This window comes from Inquilinus sp. (assembly GCF_057815775.1).
This window is the reverse complement of sequence record NZ_JBYRFX010000805.1, coordinates 1-17408: the sequence shown is the minus strand read 5'-3', so window position 1 is coordinate 17408 and position 17408 is coordinate 1. Positions and strand designations below refer to the sequence as shown.

17 protein-coding genes are annotated in these 17408 nt (G+C 66.8%); 11 read left to right on the top strand and 6 right to left on the bottom strand.

Features of this window, described 5'->3' with window-relative positions:
- The 4 genes from AC3XYG_RS28785 to AC3XYG_RS28770 form a co-directional block, all read left to right on the top strand.
- Positions 1-563 (top strand): carbohydrate ABC transporter permease (locus tag AC3XYG_RS28785; protein WP_489143311.1); only part of this gene is annotated, 563 nt, incomplete at its 5' end.
- A 26-nt stretch (positions 564-589) separates the two neighbouring features.
- Positions 590-2056, top strand: a complete 1467-nt coding sequence (locus AC3XYG_RS28780; protein WP_489143310.1) for an extracellular solute-binding protein — start codon at positions 590-592, stop codon at positions 2054-2056.
- A 70-nt stretch (positions 2057-2126) separates the two neighbouring features.
- Positions 2127-3212 carry an ABC transporter ATP-binding protein gene (locus AC3XYG_RS28775; protein WP_489143309.1) on the top strand — a complete coding sequence of 362 codons (1086 nt, stop codon included), beginning with the start codon at positions 2127-2129 and terminating at the stop codon, positions 3210-3212.
- Positions 3213-3246: 34 nt separating this feature from the next.
- The gene (locus tag AC3XYG_RS28770; RefSeq protein WP_489143308.1) at positions 3247-4188 is read left to right on the top strand and encodes a M28 family peptidase; all 942 of its coding nucleotides are present in this window, start codon (positions 3247-3249) and stop codon (positions 4186-4188) included.
- 9 nt (positions 4189-4197) lie between these two features.
- On the opposite strand, the gene AC3XYG_RS28765 is transcribed toward AC3XYG_RS28770, so the two are convergent.
- The gene (locus AC3XYG_RS28765; RefSeq protein WP_489143307.1) at positions 4198-4953 is read right to left on the bottom strand and encodes a GNAT family N-acetyltransferase; all 756 of its coding nucleotides are present in this window, start codon (positions 4951-4953) and stop codon (positions 4198-4200) included.
- Positions 4950-5147 (bottom strand): hypothetical protein, encoded by a 198-nt coding sequence (locus tag AC3XYG_RS28760; protein WP_489143306.1) that lies wholly within the window; start codon positions 5145-5147, stop codon positions 4950-4952. The genes AC3XYG_RS28765 and AC3XYG_RS28760 overlap by 4 nt, the downstream gene beginning before the upstream one ends.
- Positions 5148-5314: 167 nt before the next feature.
- On the opposite strand from AC3XYG_RS28760, the gene AC3XYG_RS28755 reads away from it, so the two are divergent.
- From AC3XYG_RS28755 to AC3XYG_RS28725, 7 genes are all read left to right on the top strand, one after another.
- Positions 5315-6256 carry a nucleoside hydrolase gene (locus AC3XYG_RS28755; RefSeq protein WP_489143305.1) on the top strand — a complete coding sequence of 314 codons (942 nt, stop codon included), beginning with the start codon at positions 5315-5317 and terminating at the stop codon, positions 6254-6256.
- Positions 6257-6644: 388 nt separating this feature from the next.
- A complete protein-coding gene (locus AC3XYG_RS28750) occupies positions 6645-7673 on the top strand; it encodes an amino acid ABC transporter substrate-binding protein (RefSeq protein WP_489143304.1) in 1029 nt (342 codons plus the stop codon).
- A gap of 123 nt (positions 7674-7796) precedes the next feature.
- On the top strand, positions 7797-8954 hold the full coding sequence (locus AC3XYG_RS28745) for an amino acid ABC transporter permease (protein ID WP_489143303.1): 1158 nt from the start codon (positions 7797-7799) through the stop codon (positions 8952-8954).
- Positions 8955-8956: 2 nt separating this feature from the next.
- Positions 8957-10135, top strand: coding sequence for an amino acid ABC transporter permease (locus AC3XYG_RS28740; RefSeq protein ID WP_489143302.1), 1179 nt, complete (start codon positions 8957-8959; stop codon positions 10133-10135).
- 13 nt (positions 10136-10148) lie between these two features.
- The gene (locus AC3XYG_RS28735) at positions 10149-10916 is read left to right on the top strand and encodes an amino acid ABC transporter ATP-binding protein (RefSeq protein ID WP_489143301.1); all 768 of its coding nucleotides are present in this window, start codon (positions 10149-10151) and stop codon (positions 10914-10916) included.
- 597 nt (positions 10917-11513) lie between these two features.
- Entirely contained in the window at positions 11514-12656 is a 1143-nt protein-coding gene (locus tag AC3XYG_RS28730) for a porin (protein WP_489143300.1), read from the top strand.
- Positions 12657-13305: 649 nt separating this feature from the next.
- A complete protein-coding gene (locus tag AC3XYG_RS28725) occupies positions 13306-14454 on the top strand; it encodes a porin (protein ID WP_489143299.1) in 1149 nt (382 codons plus the stop codon).
- 158 nt (positions 14455-14612) lie between these two features.
- Here AC3XYG_RS28725 and AC3XYG_RS28720 read toward each other — a convergent pair whose 3' ends face one another.
- The 4 genes from AC3XYG_RS28720 to AC3XYG_RS28705 form a co-directional block, all read right to left on the bottom strand.
- Positions 14613-15200 carry a GNAT family N-acetyltransferase gene (locus tag AC3XYG_RS28720; protein WP_489143298.1) on the bottom strand — a complete coding sequence of 196 codons (588 nt, stop codon included), beginning with the start codon at positions 15198-15200 and terminating at the stop codon, positions 14613-14615.
- Positions 15197-16057, bottom strand: coding sequence for a sulfurtransferase (locus AC3XYG_RS28715; RefSeq protein ID WP_489143297.1), 861 nt, complete (start codon positions 16055-16057; stop codon positions 15197-15199). Before AC3XYG_RS28715 ends, AC3XYG_RS28720 begins: the two co-directional genes overlap by 4 nt.
- The gene (locus tag AC3XYG_RS28710) at positions 16054-16779 is read right to left on the bottom strand and encodes an alanyl-tRNA editing protein (RefSeq protein WP_489143296.1); all 726 of its coding nucleotides are present in this window, start codon (positions 16777-16779) and stop codon (positions 16054-16056) included. The genes AC3XYG_RS28715 and AC3XYG_RS28710 overlap by 4 nt, the downstream gene beginning before the upstream one ends.
- A partial coding sequence (locus AC3XYG_RS28705) for a pyridoxal-phosphate dependent enzyme (protein ID WP_489143295.1) occupies positions 16776-17408 on the bottom strand: 633 nt, incomplete at its 5' end. The genes AC3XYG_RS28710 and AC3XYG_RS28705, both read right to left, overlap by 4 nt.

Genomic DNA, 17408 nt, shown 5'->3' with positions numbered 1-17408 from the left:
GGCTGCGGCTGCCCGGACCAGTGCTGGGCAATGACGACGTGGTGTTCTGGTTCGTCAGCCAGCGCATGTTCCCGCCGATCGTCACCGCCTTCGCGCTGTACCTGCTCTATTCCGAGGTCGGCAAGGCCGGCTTCCCGCTGCTCGACAGCTATTGGGGCATGGTGCTGTGCCACACCGCCTTCTCGCTGCCGATCGTGGTCTGGCTGATGCGCGATTTCTTCCAGGCGCTGCCGGTGGAGATCGAGGAGGCGGCGCTGGTCGACGACGTGCCGCGGATCCGCATCTTCTTCGAGATCGTGCTGCCGATGGCGCGGCCGGGGCTGATCGCCACCGCGATGATCACGCTCAGCTTCGTCTGGAACGAATTCCTCTTCGCCCTGCTGCTGACCGCGGGAAGCTGGCAGACCCTGCCGATCCTGCTGTCGGGGCAGAACTCCTATCGCGGCGACGAATGGTGGTCGATCTCGGTGGCCGCCATGATCTCGATCGCGCCGATGATGGTGGTGGCGATCCTCCTGGCCAGGCTCATGCGATCGGGCCTGCTGCTGGGCAGTATCCGATGATCGCGCTTCAGGGAGGGAGAACGACAATGAGAACAATGCTTCTCGCGGCGACCGGTGCACTGGCCTTGGCGGCGGCGGCGGCGGCGCTGGCCGGGCCGGCCATGGCCTGCGACCCCGATTATTCCGGCGTGACCCTCACGGCCGGGTCGCAGACCGGGCCCTTCATCGCCCTGGCGATGCAGATGCCGGCCAAGACCTGGGAGCAGAAGACCTGCGGCAAGGTCAATGTCGTGGAGTTCCCCTTCGGCGAGCTGTACCCGAAATACCTGACGGCGATGACGGCGGGGGAATCGACCTTCGACGTCATCACCTTCGCCCCGGCCTGGATGCCGGATTTCGCGCCCTACCTGACCGAGATGCCGGCGGCCATGGCCCAGGGCAAGGATTGGGACGACATCGCCCCGATCTATCGCGACCGGCTGATGGTCTGGGACAACAAGCATCTGTCGCAGTCGATCGATGGCGACGTCCACACCCTGTCCTACCGCAAGGACCTGTTCGACGACCCGAAGGAGCAGGCGGCGTTCAAGGCCAAGTACGGCTATGACCTGGCCCCGCCGAAGACCTGGAAGGAATATTACGACATCGCCGAATTCTTCACCCGGCCCGACCAGAAGCTATGGGGCACGGCGGAGGCGTTCCGGCGCGGCGGCCAGCAGTTCTGGTTCTTCTTCACCCATGCGGCCGCCTACACCAACGACCCGCAGAACCCGGGCAGCATGTTCTTCGACCCGGAGACGATGGACGCGGCGATCAACAACCCCGGCTGGGTCCGCGCGCTCGACGACTACATCAAATCGGTGAAATTCTCGCCGCCGGGCGCGCTGAACTTCTCCTCAGGTGACATCCGCACCGCCTTCGCCGGCGGCCAGGTGGCGATGAACTTCGACTGGGGCGACACCGGCGTCATCGCGTCGGACAAGACGCAGAGCCAAATCGCCGGCCATGTCGGGTCGGCGCTGACCCCCGGCTCGACCGAGATCTGGAACCACAAGACCAAGGATTGGGAGAAGTTCGACCAGCCGGTGTTCTCGCCCTTCATGGCCTTCGGCGGCTGGCAGGCCGGCGTGCCGGCCTCCTCGAAGCATGTCGAGGCGGCCTGGGACTTCATCCAGTGGGTGGCCAATCCGGAAAACAGCGGCATCTCCACCGTCACCGGCGGGTCCGGCGTCAACCCGTTCCGCCTCAGCCATTTCGCGCCAGACCGCTGGCTGGCGAAGATGAGCAAGGAGGAGGCGGACGAGTATCTGAAGACGCAGCGCGACAGCATCGAGGCCAAGAACGTCGCGCTCGACATGCGCATTCCCGGCTACTTCTCCTACACCGAGGTGCTGGAGATCGAGCTGTCCAAGGCGCTGGCGGGGCAGGAGACGGCACAGCAGGCGCTCGATTCGATCGCCGACCAGTGGAACAAGCTGACCGACGAGTTCGGCCGCGACACCCAGCTGGCCGCCTATCGCAACTCGATGGGCCTGCCGCCGCTGACGAAGTAGGCACGCCGCCCCGCCGCGATCCCCGCGGCGGGGCGCTTCGGCCCTGTGCCATTCGGAACCCAAGGACACCATGGCCCGCGTCAGACTCGAAGCCGTCACCAAGAACTACGGCGACGTTCCCGTCATCCCGACGCTCGATCTCGAGATCGCGGATCGCGAATTCGTGGTGCTGGTCGGCCCGTCCGGCTGCGGCAAGACCACGACGCTGCGCATGATCGCCGGGCTGGAGGCCACCACCGGCGGCACCATCCGCATCGGCGATCGCGACGTCACCCAGCTGCGGCCCGGCCTGCGCAACTGCGCCATGGTGTTCCAGAACTACGCCCTCTACCCGCATATGAGCGTGCGGGAGAACATCGGCTACGGCATGAAGGTGCGCGGCGAGCCCAAGGCCGAGATCGACGCCAAGATCAAGGAGGCGGCGCGCATCCTCGGCCTCGACCCCTATCTCGACCGGCGGCCGAAGCAGCTGTCGGGCGGCCAGCGGCAGCGCGTCGCCATCGGCCGCGCCATCGTGCGCGACCCCGACGTGTTCCTGTTCGACGAGCCGCTGTCCAACCTCGACGCCAAGCTGCGGATCGAGATGCGGGCCGAGATCAAGGCGCTGCACCGCCGGCTGAAGACCACGATCGTCTACGTCACCCACGACCAGGTCGAGGCCATGACCATGGCCGATCGCGTCGTGGTGATGAACCAGGGCCGGATCGAACAGGCGGCCGAGCCGCTGACGCTGTACGAGACCCCGGCCAACCTGTTCGTCGCCGCCTTCATCGGCGCGCCCAGCATGAATTTCTTGCCCGCGACTCTCATCGCGAATGGCGCTGCACCGGGCCTGCGTCTGGTCGACGGCACGATGCTGCCGGTGCCATCGGCCAAACGCCCCGCCCTGGCGGGGCGCGACGGCCTGGCCATTACCATCGGCCTGCGGCCGGAGCATGTGGCGGGCGGCGAGGCCGGGCCGGTGGTGCTGCCGATCATGCCGCGGGTGATCGAGCCGCTGGGGGCGCACACCCTGATCCTGGGCGAGGTCGCGGGCGGCCGCTTCACCGCCCAGGTCGACGCGCATTACCCGGCCCAGCCGGACGAGCCGACCACGATCAGCCTGGACCCGGAGCGGCTGCACCTGTTCGAAACCGCCGGCGGCCAGGCGCTGTGATCCTAAGCCACAGACGGCCCCGGAGGTCCCGGCCATGAGGTGGGCGTTTCTGCTGCTGTTCATCCTAGCCGCCTGCGTGCCGGCGGCGCGGTCACCGCAGCCCGTGCCGGACTCGGCGCTGGTCGATGCCGGCGCGATGCTTCACGACGTGCAGATCCTGTCGGCGGACGACATGGAAGGCCGGGCTACGGACACGCGCGGCGGCAAAAAGGCCCGCGCCTATGTGGTGGACCGCTTCCGCCAGTCCGGCATCCGTCCGTTCGGTAGCGGCTACGAGCAGCCGTTCCAGTTGCGGACGAAGCAGGGCGAGACGCTGGCGGGCGCCAATGTCGTCGGCTTCCTGCCGGGCAGCGAGGCGGGCGGCCGCGCTCTTGTCGTCACCGCGCATTACGATCATCTCGGCATCCGGGGCGGGCAGATCTACAACGGCGCCGACGACAACGCCTCGGGCACCGCGGCCCTGTTCGCCCTGGCCGGCTATCTGGCCGACCACCCGCCGCGGCACACGGTGATCTTCGTCGCCTTCGATGCCGAGGAAATCGGCCTGGACGGCAGCGCATTCTTTGTCGGGCATCCACCGGTACCGCGGTCGTCGATGGCGCTGGACCTGAACATGGACATGATCAGCCGGAACGACCGCCACGAGCTCTACGTCGCCGGCACCCGGTATTCGCCCTTCCTCAAGCCCTGGCTCGAACCGCTGGCCCATCCGGCGGGGCTGACGCTGGTCTTCGGTCACGACGCGCCGGAGCCGAAGGACCAGGACTGGACCTCGCAGTCGGACCACGCCGCCTTCCACGAGGCGGGTATTCCGTTCCTCTATTTCGGGGTCGAGGACCACACCGACTACCATCGGCCCACCGATGATTTCGACCGGATCCAGCCTGCGTTCTATGTCAGGGCGGTTGAGACCATCGCCCGGGCGGTCACGGTCTTGGACGATCGGCTGGACGAGATCCCAGCCGGAAGGGGCTGAGCCGACCCGTCAGGCCGGCAGCGACCGGTACCAGTAGCGGTAGAGCGTCCTGAAGCCGAGGCCGCCATAGAGCCGCCGGGCGCCGTCATTGTCGGTCTCGACCTGCAGCGTCATGGTGGCGACGCCGGCCTCCGCCACCAGCCGGGCGAGGGCGGCCAGGATCGCGGTGGCGGCACCGCGGCGGCGGAAATCCGGCGCCGTCTTCATCGAGAAGATGCCGGCGACCTCGCTGTCCCAGGCGATGGCGCCGATCGCCGCCGGCGTGCCGTCGATGCAGAGCGTGGCGAAGCGCCGGGCCAGGGCGATGCGGCCGACGATGCCGGCGCGGACCGGCTGGTCGGGGCCGGGATAGCCGGTGTCCAGCCATTGCCTGTCCGGCGTGTCCGTCAGGGTCACGGCATGGGGGCAGGGCAGGGACAGCAAGGCGGCGACCGGTGCGACCTGCACCTCGCTCGCATCGGCGACGATGTAGCCGCGCTCGACCAGCGCCGCCTCAAGCCCCTCCGGTTGCGTGGTGGGCGAGAGCTGGAAGCAGGGGACCAGCCCGCGATCGCGATAGGCGGCTTCGACCGCATCGATTCGCGGGCCGAGCGGCATGTCGCCCGCGCAGGCGGCGGCCAGCACGGAGTTGGCGCGGTGCGACACCCCGCGGTCCATCCGGTAGAGCCAGCCGGCCCGGTCCTGCATCGTCTCCGCCGGCCAGGCGTGGCTCCAGAACCGTTCGAGCCGCCGCACGGCGTCGAACTCCGCTGCGCTGCCCGTCATTCCTTCGGCCGGCCGTACACGCCGCGCAGGAAGAAGTCCCAGACCGCATAGATCAGGGCGGCGCCCCAGAGGAAGAGCCAGAGTTCCTCCTTCAGCCACAGCAGCTCGGTCGCCAGCGCGGCGATCAGCAGCACGATGATCAGCAGCCGGACCCAGAGGGGCTCGAGCCAGGGATGGGCTTGCGGCGTCGGCATGGGTCTCCGCGGGGTGATGGGGCAAGGCGCCGCGACGGCGGGGTGGCAGAGTGGCATGCGGCGCGCCCGCCATCCAGCCTGCGCCGGAGATGCCGGCCGCTTCCGCGCCGCCGGGCGCGGCGCTATGGTCCTCAACCCCGCTGCTCAGGACCGGAAGGACGCCCGCGATGCCCAGGATCATTCTCGACTGTGATGTCGGCATCGACGATGCGCTCGCCATCCTGTGGCTGGCGAACCGCCCGGGGGTGGAGATCGCGGCGCTGGGCAGCGTGCACGGCAACGCCCATGCCGCGGTCGCGGCGGCCAATGCCCAGCATGTGTTCGATCTCGTCGGGCTCGGCCATGTTCCGGTCGCGGTCGGCGCCGCGGCACCGCTGGCCCAGCCGGTCAGCATCAGCGGCCATGTCCATGGCGATGACGGCCTCGGTGGCCACGGGCCGGCGGCGGCGCCGCGGCCCTTCGCCGCCGAGACGGCGGCCGAGCAGATCGTGCGCCTGGCCCGGGCGGAGCCGGGGGCCTACACCATCCTGGCCACCGGGCCGCTGACCAACCTGGCGCTGGCGCTGCATCTCGAACCGGAACTGCCCAAGCTGGTCGAACGGGTGGTGGTGATGGGCGGGGCGGTGACGGTGGCCGGCAACATCACGGCCGCGGCCGAAGCCAACATCTTCCACGATCCCGAGGCGGCAGAGGCCGTGTTCGCCGCCGCCTGGCCGGTGGTGCTGGTCGGGCTCGACGTCACCATGACCGCGTGGCTGGGCGAGGCGGAGCTGGCGCGGATCGAGGCCGATGGCCGCCCGCGCGGGCGGTTCGCGTCGTCGATCCTGCAGCATTACACCGGCTTCTATCACAGCCGCTACGGCAAGCACGGCTGCGCCCTGCACGACCCTGCGGCGGCGATGCTGCTGGTCGACCCTGATCTGGCCGACTACGCGGACTGGCCGATCCGGGTGGAGTTGAGCGGCGACCTGACCCGCGGCATGACGCTGGCCGACCGGCGCGGCTATCCGGAGGAGCAGGGCGCGATGGGCCGTCCGACGGTCAAGGTCGCGACCCGGATCGACAGTGAGCGCCTGGTCGCCGGCTTCCTCGACGGGCTGCTGCGCTGAATTCCGCCGAACGCCGGCTGAAATCTGCCGACACCGCGAAGCATTATTTCACGTTTTTCTTGGCGATTGTCCCCATACATCCGGTCGTAACCGGCAGGGTTGCCGCCTTCTCCGATTGTACAGCGATGAGGCACGACAAATGGCGAGATGGGGAAAGAAGCAGCAAACCTGCTGGTTTGGATTGGTCGGATGATTATTCCGAAAGCATTCCGGCCGGCGGGCTTTTGATTGAACGGCGGGGCCCGTCGCCGTTCCGTCATCAAGCACATCGCAAAAAGGCCGTGCATTCAGTGGGAATGTTCCATTAAATGACCCTCCCCTGCGGCTTGCCGCCGGGACGATCTGCGGTTTCGCCCTGGCGAATGCCGGGGCAATAAGGGGAGGTTTCATGAAGTTCCGTACTTTGCTTGCCGCGGGGGCGGCCGTCGCTGCTGCGGTGGGCTTCACCGCTTCGGCCCAGGCCGGCGCGACGTTCGACGCCGTCAAACAGCGTGGGTTCCTGCAGTGCGGCGTCAACACCGGCCTGGCCGGATTCGCGTTGCCGGACAGCCAGGGCAAGTGGACCGGTCTTGACGTCGACACCTGCCGCGCCATCGCGGCGGCGGTGTTCGGCGATGCGGACAAGGTCAAGTTCACGCCGCTGAACGCGCAGGTGCGCTTCACCGCCCTGCAGTCGGGCGAAATCGACGTGCTGGCCCGCAACACGACCTGGTCGCTGTCGCGCAACACCTCGCTCGGCCTCGATTTCACCGCCGTGAACTTCTATGACGGCCAGGGCTTCATGGTCGCCAAGTCGCTCGGCGTCACCAGCGCCAAGGACCTGAACGGCGCCACCATCTGCGTCCAGCCGGGCACCACGACCGAGCTGAACCTGACCGACTGGTTCCGGGCCAACAAGCTCGACTTCAAGCCGGTGGTCATCGAGAAGCTGGAGGATGTCGAATCCGCCTTCTTCTCCGGCCGCTGCGACGCGTACACCACCGATGCCTCGGGCCTCGCCGGCACCCGCGCCGCCAAGGCGCCGAAGCCGGACGACTACATCATCCTGCCGGAGATCATCTCGAAGGAGCCGCTGGCCATCGGCGTCCGCCAGGGCGACGACCAGTGGGCGAACATCACCCGGTGGGTGTTCAACGCCCAGGTCCAGGCCGAGGAAAGCGGCGTGACCAGCGCGAACATCGACAGCTTCGCGGATTCGGCCGACCCGAACATCCAGCGCCTGCTGGGCAAGACCCCGGGCATGGGCGAAGCCCTCGGCCTGCCGGAGAATTGGGCCTACAACGCGATCAAGCAGGTCGGCAATTACGGCGAAATGTTTGAGCGCAACGTGGGCGAGAAGACCCCGCTGGGGCTGAAGCGCGGCCTGAATGCGCTGTGGACGCAGGGTGGCCTGCAATACGCCATTCCGATCCGCTAAACTGATCAACCGCCGGCCCGGCAACGGGCCGGCGGTTCTGTTTCAGGGCCAAGAAGACGCGACAGGGCGGCTTGAGCGAGGTTTGACGCAATGACCATGGACGTTGCCGCGGCAGGAACTGCCGTGCGCCGTGGATCCGCATTCAACGACCCCAGACTCCGAGCGATTTTTTACCAGATTGTCCTGCTGCTGGTGGTCGTCGGTGTCGGGTGGTTCCTGGTATCGAATCTGATCCACAACCGTGAGGCCCGCAATATCTCGACCGGCTATGGCTTCCTCAATCGCGAGGCCGGATTCGCCATCGCCGAGACACCGATCTCCTATTCTCCCAGCGATCCCTATGCCCGGGCCTTCCTGGTCGGGCTGGTGAACACGCTCAAGGTCTCCGTCCTGGGCATCATCCTGGCAACGCTGCTGGGCGTGTTCATCGGCGTCAGCCGGCTGTCGACCAACTGGCTCGTGTCCAAGCTGGCGGCCGGTTACGTCGACCTCGTGCGCAACGTCCCGCTGACCGTCCAGCTGCTGCTCTGGGCCGGTCTGATCCGGGTCAGCGCCCCGCCGCCACGCCAGGCGATCAGCCCGGTCTCGGGCGTCTTCATCAGCAATCGCGGCATCCAGGTGCCGTCGATCGAGGACAACCCCATCTTCTTCTGGGTGGTGCTCGCGGCGCTGGTGGCGCTGGTCATCGCCTGGGGCATCGCGCGCTGGGCCCGCAAGCGCCAGGCGGCGACCGGGCAGCCGTTCCACAGCTTCTGGGTCGGGCTGGCCCTGTTCATCGGCCTGCCGCTCGTGGTCTGGCTGGCCGGCGGTGCGCCGGCGGCCTTCGAGATCCCCGTGCTGAAGGGCTTCAACTATTCGGGCGGCTGGACGCTTTCGCCGGAATTTGCGGCGATGCTGATCGGGCTGACCATCTACACCGCCAGCTTCATCGCCGAGATCGTGCGCGGCGGCATCCTGGCCGTGTCGCATGGCCAGACCGAGGCCGCCCGCGCGCTGGGGCTGCATTCCGGGGTCACGCTGCGGCGCATCATCCTGCCGCAGGCGCTGCGCATGATCATCCCGCCGATGACCAGCCAGTATCTGAACATCACCAAGAACAGCTCGCTCGCGGTGGTGATCGGCTATCCCGAGCTGGTGTCGATCGGCAACACCATCGGCAACCAGACCGGCCAGGTGGTCGAGGCGATCTCGATCTTCATGGCGGTCTACCTGTTCATCAGCCTGTCGATCTCGATCAGCATGAACGTCTACAACCGCCGCATGGCGTTGAGGGAGCGTTGATCATGTCGGCAACCCACTCCTTCACCGAACCGTTCGTCGCCACCGGCGAGATCCCGGCCGAGCCGCCGCCCGGCTTGACCGTGGGCCCGATCGCCTGGATCCGGCAGAACCTGTTCAGCACCTGGTACAACATCCTCCTGACCGCCGTGATCGCGTATGTGGCGTTCCGGCTGATCCCGCCCTTCATCTCCTGGGCGTTGATCGACCCGGTCTGGGGCCCGGCGACGCCGGACCAGACGCCGGCCGACGTGGTTGCGGCCTGCCGCGCGGCGACGGGGGCGTGCTGGGCCTTCGTCAACGAGAAGTACCGGCTGATCTTCTTCGGCCTCTACCCGTTCGACCAGGATTGGCGGCCGATCCTGGCGATGATCCTGCTGCTCGGCCTCGCGGTCAGCAGCACCATCCGGCGCTTCTGGGGCAAGCGGCTGATCGTCGCCTGGGTGGTGGTGATCGTCGCGGCCGTCTCGCTGATGTACGGGGCCATCCCGCTCGGCTTCATCGATATCCCGATCCCCGGCCTGTCGCTGGTCGAGACCGGCAAATGGGGCGGCCTGCCGCTGACCATGGGCCTGTCGATGATCGGCTTGGCGCTGGCCTTCCCGTTCTCGATCCTGCTCGCGCTCGGCCGCCGGTCGAACATGCCGGCGATCCGCACGCTGTGCGTCACCTACATCGAACTGGTGCGCGGCGTGCCGCTGATCACCGTGCTGTTCATGGCCTCGGTGATGTTCCCGCTGTTCCTGCCGGAAGGCTGGAACTTCAACTATCTGCTACGGGCGCAGGTGGCGATCATCATGTTCACCGCCGCCTATCTGGCCGAAGTGGTGCGCGGCGGGCTGCAGGCGATCCCGAAGGGCCAGTTCGAAGCCGCCGACAGCCTCGGCCTCGGCTACTGGCAGAAGCAGCGCATGATCATCCTGCCGCAGGCGCTGCGGATCTCGATCCCGGCCCTGGTCAACACCTTCATCGGGTCGTTCATGGACACGACGCTGGTGATCATGGTCGGCCTGTTCGACCTGCTCGGCGCCGCCCGGCTCGGCCTGTCGGATTCGATCTGGGGGCCGTTCTACAAGGAAGCTTATCTGTTCGTATCGCTGCTGTTCTTCGTGTTCTGCTTCTCCATGTCGAAGTACTCGCAGTACCTGGAGAAGTATCTGAACATCGGCACGCGCCGTCGCTGACAGGGAGACAAAAATGACCGCAACACCGGCGACCGCCGCCGCGCCCGATATCCTGATCCAGATGGCCGGGGTCAACAAATGGTACGGTGAGTTCCACGTCCTTCGCGACATCAACCTGGCTGTCGAGCGCGGCGAGAAGGTGGTGATCTGCGGGCCTTCGGGCTCCGGCAAATCCACCCTGATCCGCTGCCTCAACCGGCTGGAGGAGCATCAGAAGGGCACCATCGTCGTCGACAAGATCGAGCTGACCAATGATGTGAAGAACATCGACGCCATCCGCCGCGAGGTCGGCATGGTGTTCCAGCAGTTCAATCTGTTCCCGCATCTGACGGTGCTGGAAAACCTGACCCTCGCCCCGATCTGGGTCCGCAAGATCCCGAAGAAGGAGGCCGAGGAGACGGCGATGTACTTCCTCGGCCGGGTCAAGATCCCCGACCAGGCGCACAAATACCCGGGCCAGCTGTCCGGCGGCCAGCAGCAGCGCGTGGCGATCGCCCGCTCGCTGTGCATGAAGCCGAAGATCCTGCTGTTCGACGAGCCGACCTCGGCGCTCGACCCCGAGATGATCAAGGAAGTGCTCGACGTGATGATCGAGCTGGCGCGCGAAGGCATCACCATGATCTGCGTGACCCATGAGATGGGCTTTGCCCGCACCGTGGCGAATCGCGTGATCTTCATGGATCGCGGCCAGATCGTGGAGCAGAACGAGCCGGAAGAGTTCTTCAAGAACCCGAAATCCGACCGGACCAAGATGTTCCTGAGCCAGATCCTGGCCCATTGATCCGGCGGGGCGCCCGCCCCGGCGTTCGGAGACGTCGATACGAGAGCCGCCGGGCGCATGTCCGGCGGCTCTTTTTTTGGCTGTTGCGAGGCCGTCCGGGAGGGCTGCCGGGCCATCCCGCGGACGGGCCGCAAAGCGGGCAGGGGCGAGGCTTTGCGGTCACAGCCGGCGATTTCCCGCGATCCGCATTCCCGCTGGCCAAGGCCTGTTTCCCGCGGCGCCATTGAGGTTATCGACAGATCGGGATGGCTGGAAACGAACTGTGGCGCCCGTGCCACAGGTCGTGGCTATTTCATCTTACATACATTCTAGAATGTATTAATCGGATTGCCCGGCCGATCACCTCGGGACTAACGTCCCCCCTGTTCAGAGGACGCCAGTGGCGGGGGGTTACTCCAGTCCGGCCCGATGCGTTCAACGAACAGACCGGCGCCGTTTCGGGGGACTCGCTTTCGACACGGCCGTCGTCCCCCGGTTCACAAGACCGGGACTTCGCCTGCGGTCCCGGCACCTTGCCTCGACCCGGGCAGATCAGGCGGGCCGAGAGGCGTCTTAAGCGAATTAGCCACGCAGGGATGCGGGGCAGAGGAGGGAAGAATGAAGAAGGTACTTATCGGCAGCACGGCGCTGGTGGCGGCTGCATTGGCGTCTGGCTCTGCCTTCGCCGATCTGAACGTCAAGATCAGCGGTTTCGTCGCGGCAGAGGCGGTGTTGAATCTGTCTGACACCCGCAGCGACAACTTCGATCGCGACTACGATTTCGCGACCAACGCGCGACTGATCTTCGACGTCAAGAACGTCACCGATTCCGGTCTCGAATACGGCGCCCGCGTCCGTTTCAACTCCGTCAACCGCAACGATGGCGTGAAGGTCACTCGTACCTACGTCTACGTGAAGGGCGGCTTCGGTACGATCACCTTCGGTAACGGCCCGACCGTCGCCGACGACTTCGGCTACATCTATGCGCATGACGAGCTGGCCGGCAACATCGGCGCCGGCGGCGGCGATTACGGCGATCTGCTCGACGGCGACTTCCCGCTCGGCGGCGGCAACTTCTACTCGCTCGATGCGACCTACCTCGCTGGCCTGACCAACGAAGACACCCGCATCAAGTACACCTCGCCGACCATCAACGGCTTCAGCTTCGGCGTTGACTTCACCCCCGTGGTCGGTGGCGCCAGCCATGCCGGCAACGGCGGCGTGAACGACCTGATCAACGACAGCAGCACCCTGTACGAGAACGTCGTCACCGGCGGCGTGAACTGGCAGGGCACTTTCGACGACCTCTCGGTCTTGGTCGCCGGTACGGCCGCCTACGGTAACGGCGTCACCAGCGACAACAACACCCAGCACCATGACCTCGAGGTCTACACCCTCGGCACCCGTATCGCCTCCGGCGGTATCGCTGCCAGCGTGAACTGGACGCACAACGCCAGCATCTTCCTCACCAGCAAGTCGGTCGACAGCGTCGTCGGTGACTTGAGCTACCAGTTCGGTCCGTTCCTGGCCTCGGTTTCCTATGCCTACACCTGGGCCGGCAAGGGCAATGGTCTGACCGACCAGGACCAGGCGACCGGCGTCGATCTGAAGGACAACCACATCGCTGGTGTCAACCTGACCTACACCGTGGCCCCGGGCCTGAACACCTACGCCGAAGTGATCTACGAAAAGCAGAACTTCCGCGAAGGCCAGGATTTCGAGAACGCCAACCTGATCACCGGCATCAACGTCGCCTTCTAAGGCACATTGAACCGCTCGACGGTTGGTTCGAGAAGACCAGGCGTGACAGACCACTCCTAACGGTCTCTGTCTCGTCCCCTCGAAGGCTGAAAGGTTACGTCTGGTCGAAGGAGGATGCGCGGTCTGCAGACCGCGCATCCTTTTTTATTGGGATGGGCATTGCCGGGCGCGCCATGGTTGCCGCCGGGCGAGTCGGACCGGGACGGTGCAGGCCGCAGCCTGTCCTGCCATTCCGATCCCGCAAGACAGACACGCCGGCAACACCTCCGGCTCGACTCTTGAAATCGGCAACACCCAGCTTTTCCGCGGCTTTTTTGACGCCGGAGCGGGCCGCTGCGCCTCGCTGCGACATGCTTCAATGCAAACATACATACATGTACGTATAATTTCATTGCTGCGCTTTCAGGGGCAGGATTACATTTCCGTATGGTTTCGGGGCGTCGTTCCCGGGCAGGTGTCTCCCGCATCCCGATGCGGTGGCCGATACCGGCGCTGGAATCCGACGCAATGCGAATGGTATTTATTGCGGGCTTGGAGAGCCCGCGCCCTGAAGATCCGATGGCGGTTCAGACCTCGGCAGAGTCAGCGGCATGGGACGCGACTCGCGGTCGGGAGATGGAGCCCGGAAGTGCAGGGCACAGGAGGGACCATGAGGAAGCTACTGGTCGCTGTCACAGCGATGGGGGCGGTTGCGCTGGCCTCGACGTCGGCGTCTGCCGACCTGCAGGTCAAGGTCAGCGGTTTCGTCGCGTTCGAGTCCACGTTGTCGCTGTCGGATTCCCGCAGCGACGATTTCGACCGGGATTACGATTTCCAGACCAATGCGCGGCTGATCTTCGACGTCAAGAACGTCACGGATTCGGGCCTGGAATATGGCGCCCGCGTGCGCTTCAACTCGGTCAACCGCAATGACGGCGTCCGGGTCACCCGCACCTATGTCTATGTGAAGGGCGATTTCGGCACGATCACCTTCGGCAACGCGCCGACGATCGCCGACGACATCGGCTACGTCTATGCCCATGACGACCTGGTCAGCAACATGGGCGCGGGTGCGCTCGATTACGGCGAATTGCTCGACGGCGACTTCCCGCTCGGCGGCGGCAATTTCTACTCGATCAATGCCACCTATCTCGCCGGCCTGACCAACGAAGATACCCGCATCAAATACCTGTCGCCGACCTTCGACGGCGTCAGCTTCGGTGTGGACTTCACGCCGGTGGTCGGCGGCGCCAGCCATGCCGGCAACGGCGGCGTCAACGACCTGATCAATGACGACCAGACCTTCTACGAGAACGTGGTCACCGCCGGCGTCAACTATGAGGACACGTTCGGCGACCTGTCGGTCCGGGGCGCTGCCACGGCCGCCTATGGCAATGGCGTCCAGACCTCGGGGTCCGGGGCGAACCCGGATGGCCACAACCTCGAGGTCTACACGCTCGGCGGCAAGGTCGGGTACCGCGACGTCTATGCCAGCGTGAACTGGACCCACAACCAGAGCATCGCCCTGTCCGACAAGCCGGTCGACAGCATCGTCGGCGATCTGAGCTACCAGTCCGGCCCGTTCCTGGCGTCGCTGTCCTATGCCTACACCTTCTCGGACAAGGGCAACGGCCTCAAATCGGTCGAGAGCAACGGTTCGGACCTGAAGGACAACCACATCGTCGGCGCGAACGTGACCTACACCGTCGCGCCCGGCCTCAACACCTACGCCGAAGTCATCTACGAAAAGCAAAGCTTCCGCGTGGGCCAGGATTTCGAGAACGCCAACCTGATCACGGGCATCATCCTCGGTTTCTGAACCGCGGATGAGCTGGATCGGTCGGCTCGGGAAGACCGGCGTGACGGACCATTCCTAACGGTCTCTGTCTCGTCCCCTCGAAGGCTGATAGTCACGTCCGGTCGACGGGGATGCGCGGTCTCAGGACCGCGCATCCTTTTTTTACAGCCCGATTCCGGTCAGGTTCCGGCCAGCGGGATATGCGGCGCCGCGTTGCGCGGCAGCAGCCCGGTCAGGCGCGGATCCGGCCGATGGATCACCCGCTGGGCATAGGGCGAGAAGCCGGCACGCTGGTAATGGGCCAGGGCCTTGGGGTGGTCGAGATTGCAGGTGTCGACCGTCATCCGGCCGATCGGCCGCGACCAGGCGATGTCGAGCAGCGAGCGCAGCAGGAACGGCCCCAGGCGGCGGCCGATGAAGTCCGGCATCAGCCCGAAATAGGCTAGGTCGGTCGCCTCGGGGCTGGTCTGGAACAGCTCGCCGAACCCGGCCGGGACACCGCCGACATACAGCACATAGACGTCGGTCCGCTCGTCGGCCAGCCGCAGCTGCAGCGTGGTGTCGTCCCACATCCGCCGCTCGGTCCACAGCCAGTTGGTGCCGACAGCGTCATAGAGATAGCGGTAATAGGACACGGTCGCCGGCTCGGCCCGCATCAGCGCGTGCCGGTCCAGCGGCGGGGCCGGGGGCGGGCGCACCGGTTTCGCCGTCATCTCCAGCTGGGTGACGGTGATGGTCAGCTCGCCGATCCCCGCTGGGTCGCTCAACGGTCCCTCCGGGCCGGGCCGGTCTCGACCACCGTGTCGCCGGGCCGGCCCCATTCCGACCAGGACCCGTCATAGACCGGGACATCCTCGCGGCCGATCCGGTGCAGGCCGAGGGCGAGGACGCAGGCGGTGATGCCGCTGCCGCAGCTCGCCGTGACCGGGCCGCTCTCCGGCAGCCCGGCGGCGGCGAATCGAGCGGCGATGACGTCCGGCGGCAGCAGCCGCTTGGTCGCGGGATCCAGCAGCTCGCCGAAGGGCAGGTTGAGGCTGCCCGGAATGTGGCCGCCGCGCAGCCCGGCGCGTGGTTCCGGCGCCGTGCCCTCGAAGCGTTCGCGCGCCCGGGCGTCGATCACAGTGCCGACGGTGCCGGCCTGGATCTGGCCCCGGGCGCGGACCAGCCCCGGCCGCGGATGCGGGGTGAAACGGGCCGGAACCGGGGCCGCGGCGCCGCTGGCCAGCGGCCGGCCTTCGGCCCGCCAGGCCGGCAGCCCGCCATCCAGCACCGCCACGCCGTCATGGCCGAAGGCGCGCAGCATCCACCAGGCACGGGCGGCGCTCATCAGCCCATGCGCGTCGTAGCAGACGACGAAGCTGTCATTGCCGATGCCCAGCGCCCCGACCTTTTCGGCGAACAGGGCAGGGGGCGGCAGCATGTGCGGCAGGCCGTCCGGCGCCCGGCTCTCTGGTGCCGCGATGTCGTCGACATCGAACAGCACCGCGCACGGGATATGGGCCTCGGCGAACTCGGTCGCCGCGTCGCGGTTGGTGCCCGGCATGTGATAGGTGGCGTCGACGATGCGGATGTCCGGGTCGTCGAGATGCTCGGCCAGCCAGGCGGTGGAGACGATGGTGTTCATGCTTCGCCTGCAAAGGTGATGACGACGCGGCGGTTCTGCTTGCCCTTGTTCTCGATCTTGGCGATGGCAAGCGCGCCGATCTCCGCGGTGTTGCGGACATGGGTGCCGCCGCAGGGCTGCAGATCGGTCGGCGCGGCGGCATCGCCGATCCGCACCAGCCGGACCCGGCCGAAGCCGGTCGGCGGCTTCACCGACATGGTGCGCACCAGCTCCGGCCGCGCCGCCATTTCCGCGTCGGTGATCCAGATGGTCTCGATCGGCAGGGCGGCGGCGACCAGCTCGTTCAGCCGGGCCGTGATCGTCTCGGCGTCCAGCGCGCCGCTCGGCAGGTTGAAGTCCAGCCGGCTGCGCTCGGCGCCGATCTGCCCGCCGGTGACATCGCCGGGCACCGCGACGCACAGCAGGTGCAGGGCGGTGTGCATCCGCATGTGGCGATACCGCCGGTCCCAGTCCAGGGCGATTTCGACCGGGGTGCCGGGGGCGGGCAGGGCGCTGCCCTCTGCCACCAGGTGGCGGATCTCGTCGGGCGTCTCGCCCTTGCGGGTGTCGGTGACCACGGCCTCGCCGCCGGCCCAGCGGATCACGCCGGTGTCGCCGGGCTGGCCGCCGCCGGTCGCGTAGAAGATGGTCCGGTCCAGGACGATGCCCTCCGGCGTCGCGGCGACCACCGTGGCGGTCGCGGTGCGCAGATAGGCGTCGTCGCGGAACAGCAACTCGGTCATGCGGCAGTCTCCAGCCAGTCGGGCAGCGGCAATCCCTTCTCGCGCAGGAATTCCGGGTTGTAGAGCTTGGATTGATAGCGGCTGCCGTGGTCGGCGAGGATGGTGACGATGGTGTGGCCGGGGCCTAGCCGCAGCGCCATCTTGACCGCGCCGGCCAGGTTGATGCCGGTGGATCCGCCGAGCAGCAGCCCTTCCTCCTTGGCCAGGCGGAACAGGATGGTCAGCGCCTCCTCGTCGGTCGCCTGCTGCGCCCAGTCCAGCGGCATGCCCTCGAGGTTCCTGGTCACCCGGCCCTGGCCGATGCCTTCGGTGATCGAGCTGCCTTCGGCCTTCAGCTCGCCATGGGCGTACCAGTTGTACAGCGAGGCGCCGAGCGGGTCGGTCAGCGCGATCTGCACCTTGGGGTCGCGCTCCTTCAGCGCCATGGCGATGCCGGCCAGGGTGCCGCCGGTGCCGACGGCGCAGGTGAAGCCGTCAATCCGGCCGCCGGTCTGGTCCCAGATTTCCGGCCCGGTGGTGCGGTAGTGGCCGTCGCGGTTGGCGGTGTTGTCGAACTGGTTGGCCCAGATCGCGCCGTTCGGCTCCGTCTTCGCCAGCTCGTCGGCGAGGCGGCCGGAATAGTGGACGTA

Bases quoted from the DNA above. Each gene is read 5' to 3' on its own strand.
- AC3XYG_RS28780 (WP_489143310.1), top strand. From the start codon at position 590: ATGAGAACAATGCTTCTCGCGGCGACCGGTGCACTGGCCTTGGCGGCG.
- AC3XYG_RS28775 (WP_489143309.1), top strand. From the start codon at position 2,127: ATGGCCCGCGTCAGACTCGAAGCCGTCACCAAGAACTACGGCGACGTT.
- AC3XYG_RS28770 (WP_489143308.1), top strand. From the start codon at position 3,247: ATGAGGTGGGCGTTTCTGCTGCTGTTCATCCTAGCCGCCTGCGTGCCG.
- AC3XYG_RS28765 (WP_489143307.1), bottom strand. From the start codon at position 4,953: ATGACGGGCAGCGCAGCGGAGTTCGACGCCGTGCGGCGGCTCGAACGG.
- AC3XYG_RS28760 (WP_489143306.1), bottom strand. From the start codon at position 5,147: ATGCCGACGCCGCAAGCCCATCCCTGGCTCGAGCCCCTCTGGGTCCGG.
- AC3XYG_RS28755 (WP_489143305.1), top strand. From the start codon at position 5,315: ATGCCCAGGATCATTCTCGACTGTGATGTCGGCATCGACGATGCGCTC.
- AC3XYG_RS28750 (WP_489143304.1), top strand. From the start codon at position 6,645: ATGAAGTTCCGTACTTTGCTTGCCGCGGGGGCGGCCGTCGCTGCTGCG.
- AC3XYG_RS28740 (WP_489143302.1), top strand. From the start codon at position 8,957: ATGTCGGCAACCCACTCCTTCACCGAACCGTTCGTCGCCACCGGCGAG.
- AC3XYG_RS28735 (WP_489143301.1), top strand. From the start codon at position 10,149: ATGACCGCAACACCGGCGACCGCCGCCGCGCCCGATATCCTGATCCAG.
- AC3XYG_RS28730 (WP_489143300.1), top strand. From the start codon at position 11,514: ATGAAGAAGGTACTTATCGGCAGCACGGCGCTGGTGGCGGCTGCATTG.
- AC3XYG_RS28725 (WP_489143299.1), top strand. From the start codon at position 13,306: ATGAGGAAGCTACTGGTCGCTGTCACAGCGATGGGGGCGGTTGCGCTG.
- AC3XYG_RS28715 (WP_489143297.1), bottom strand. From the start codon at position 16,057: ATGAACACCATCGTCTCCACCGCCTGGCTGGCCGAGCATCTCGACGAC.
- AC3XYG_RS28710 (WP_489143296.1), bottom strand. From the start codon at position 16,779: ATGACCGAGTTGCTGTTCCGCGACGACGCCTATCTGCGCACCGCGACC.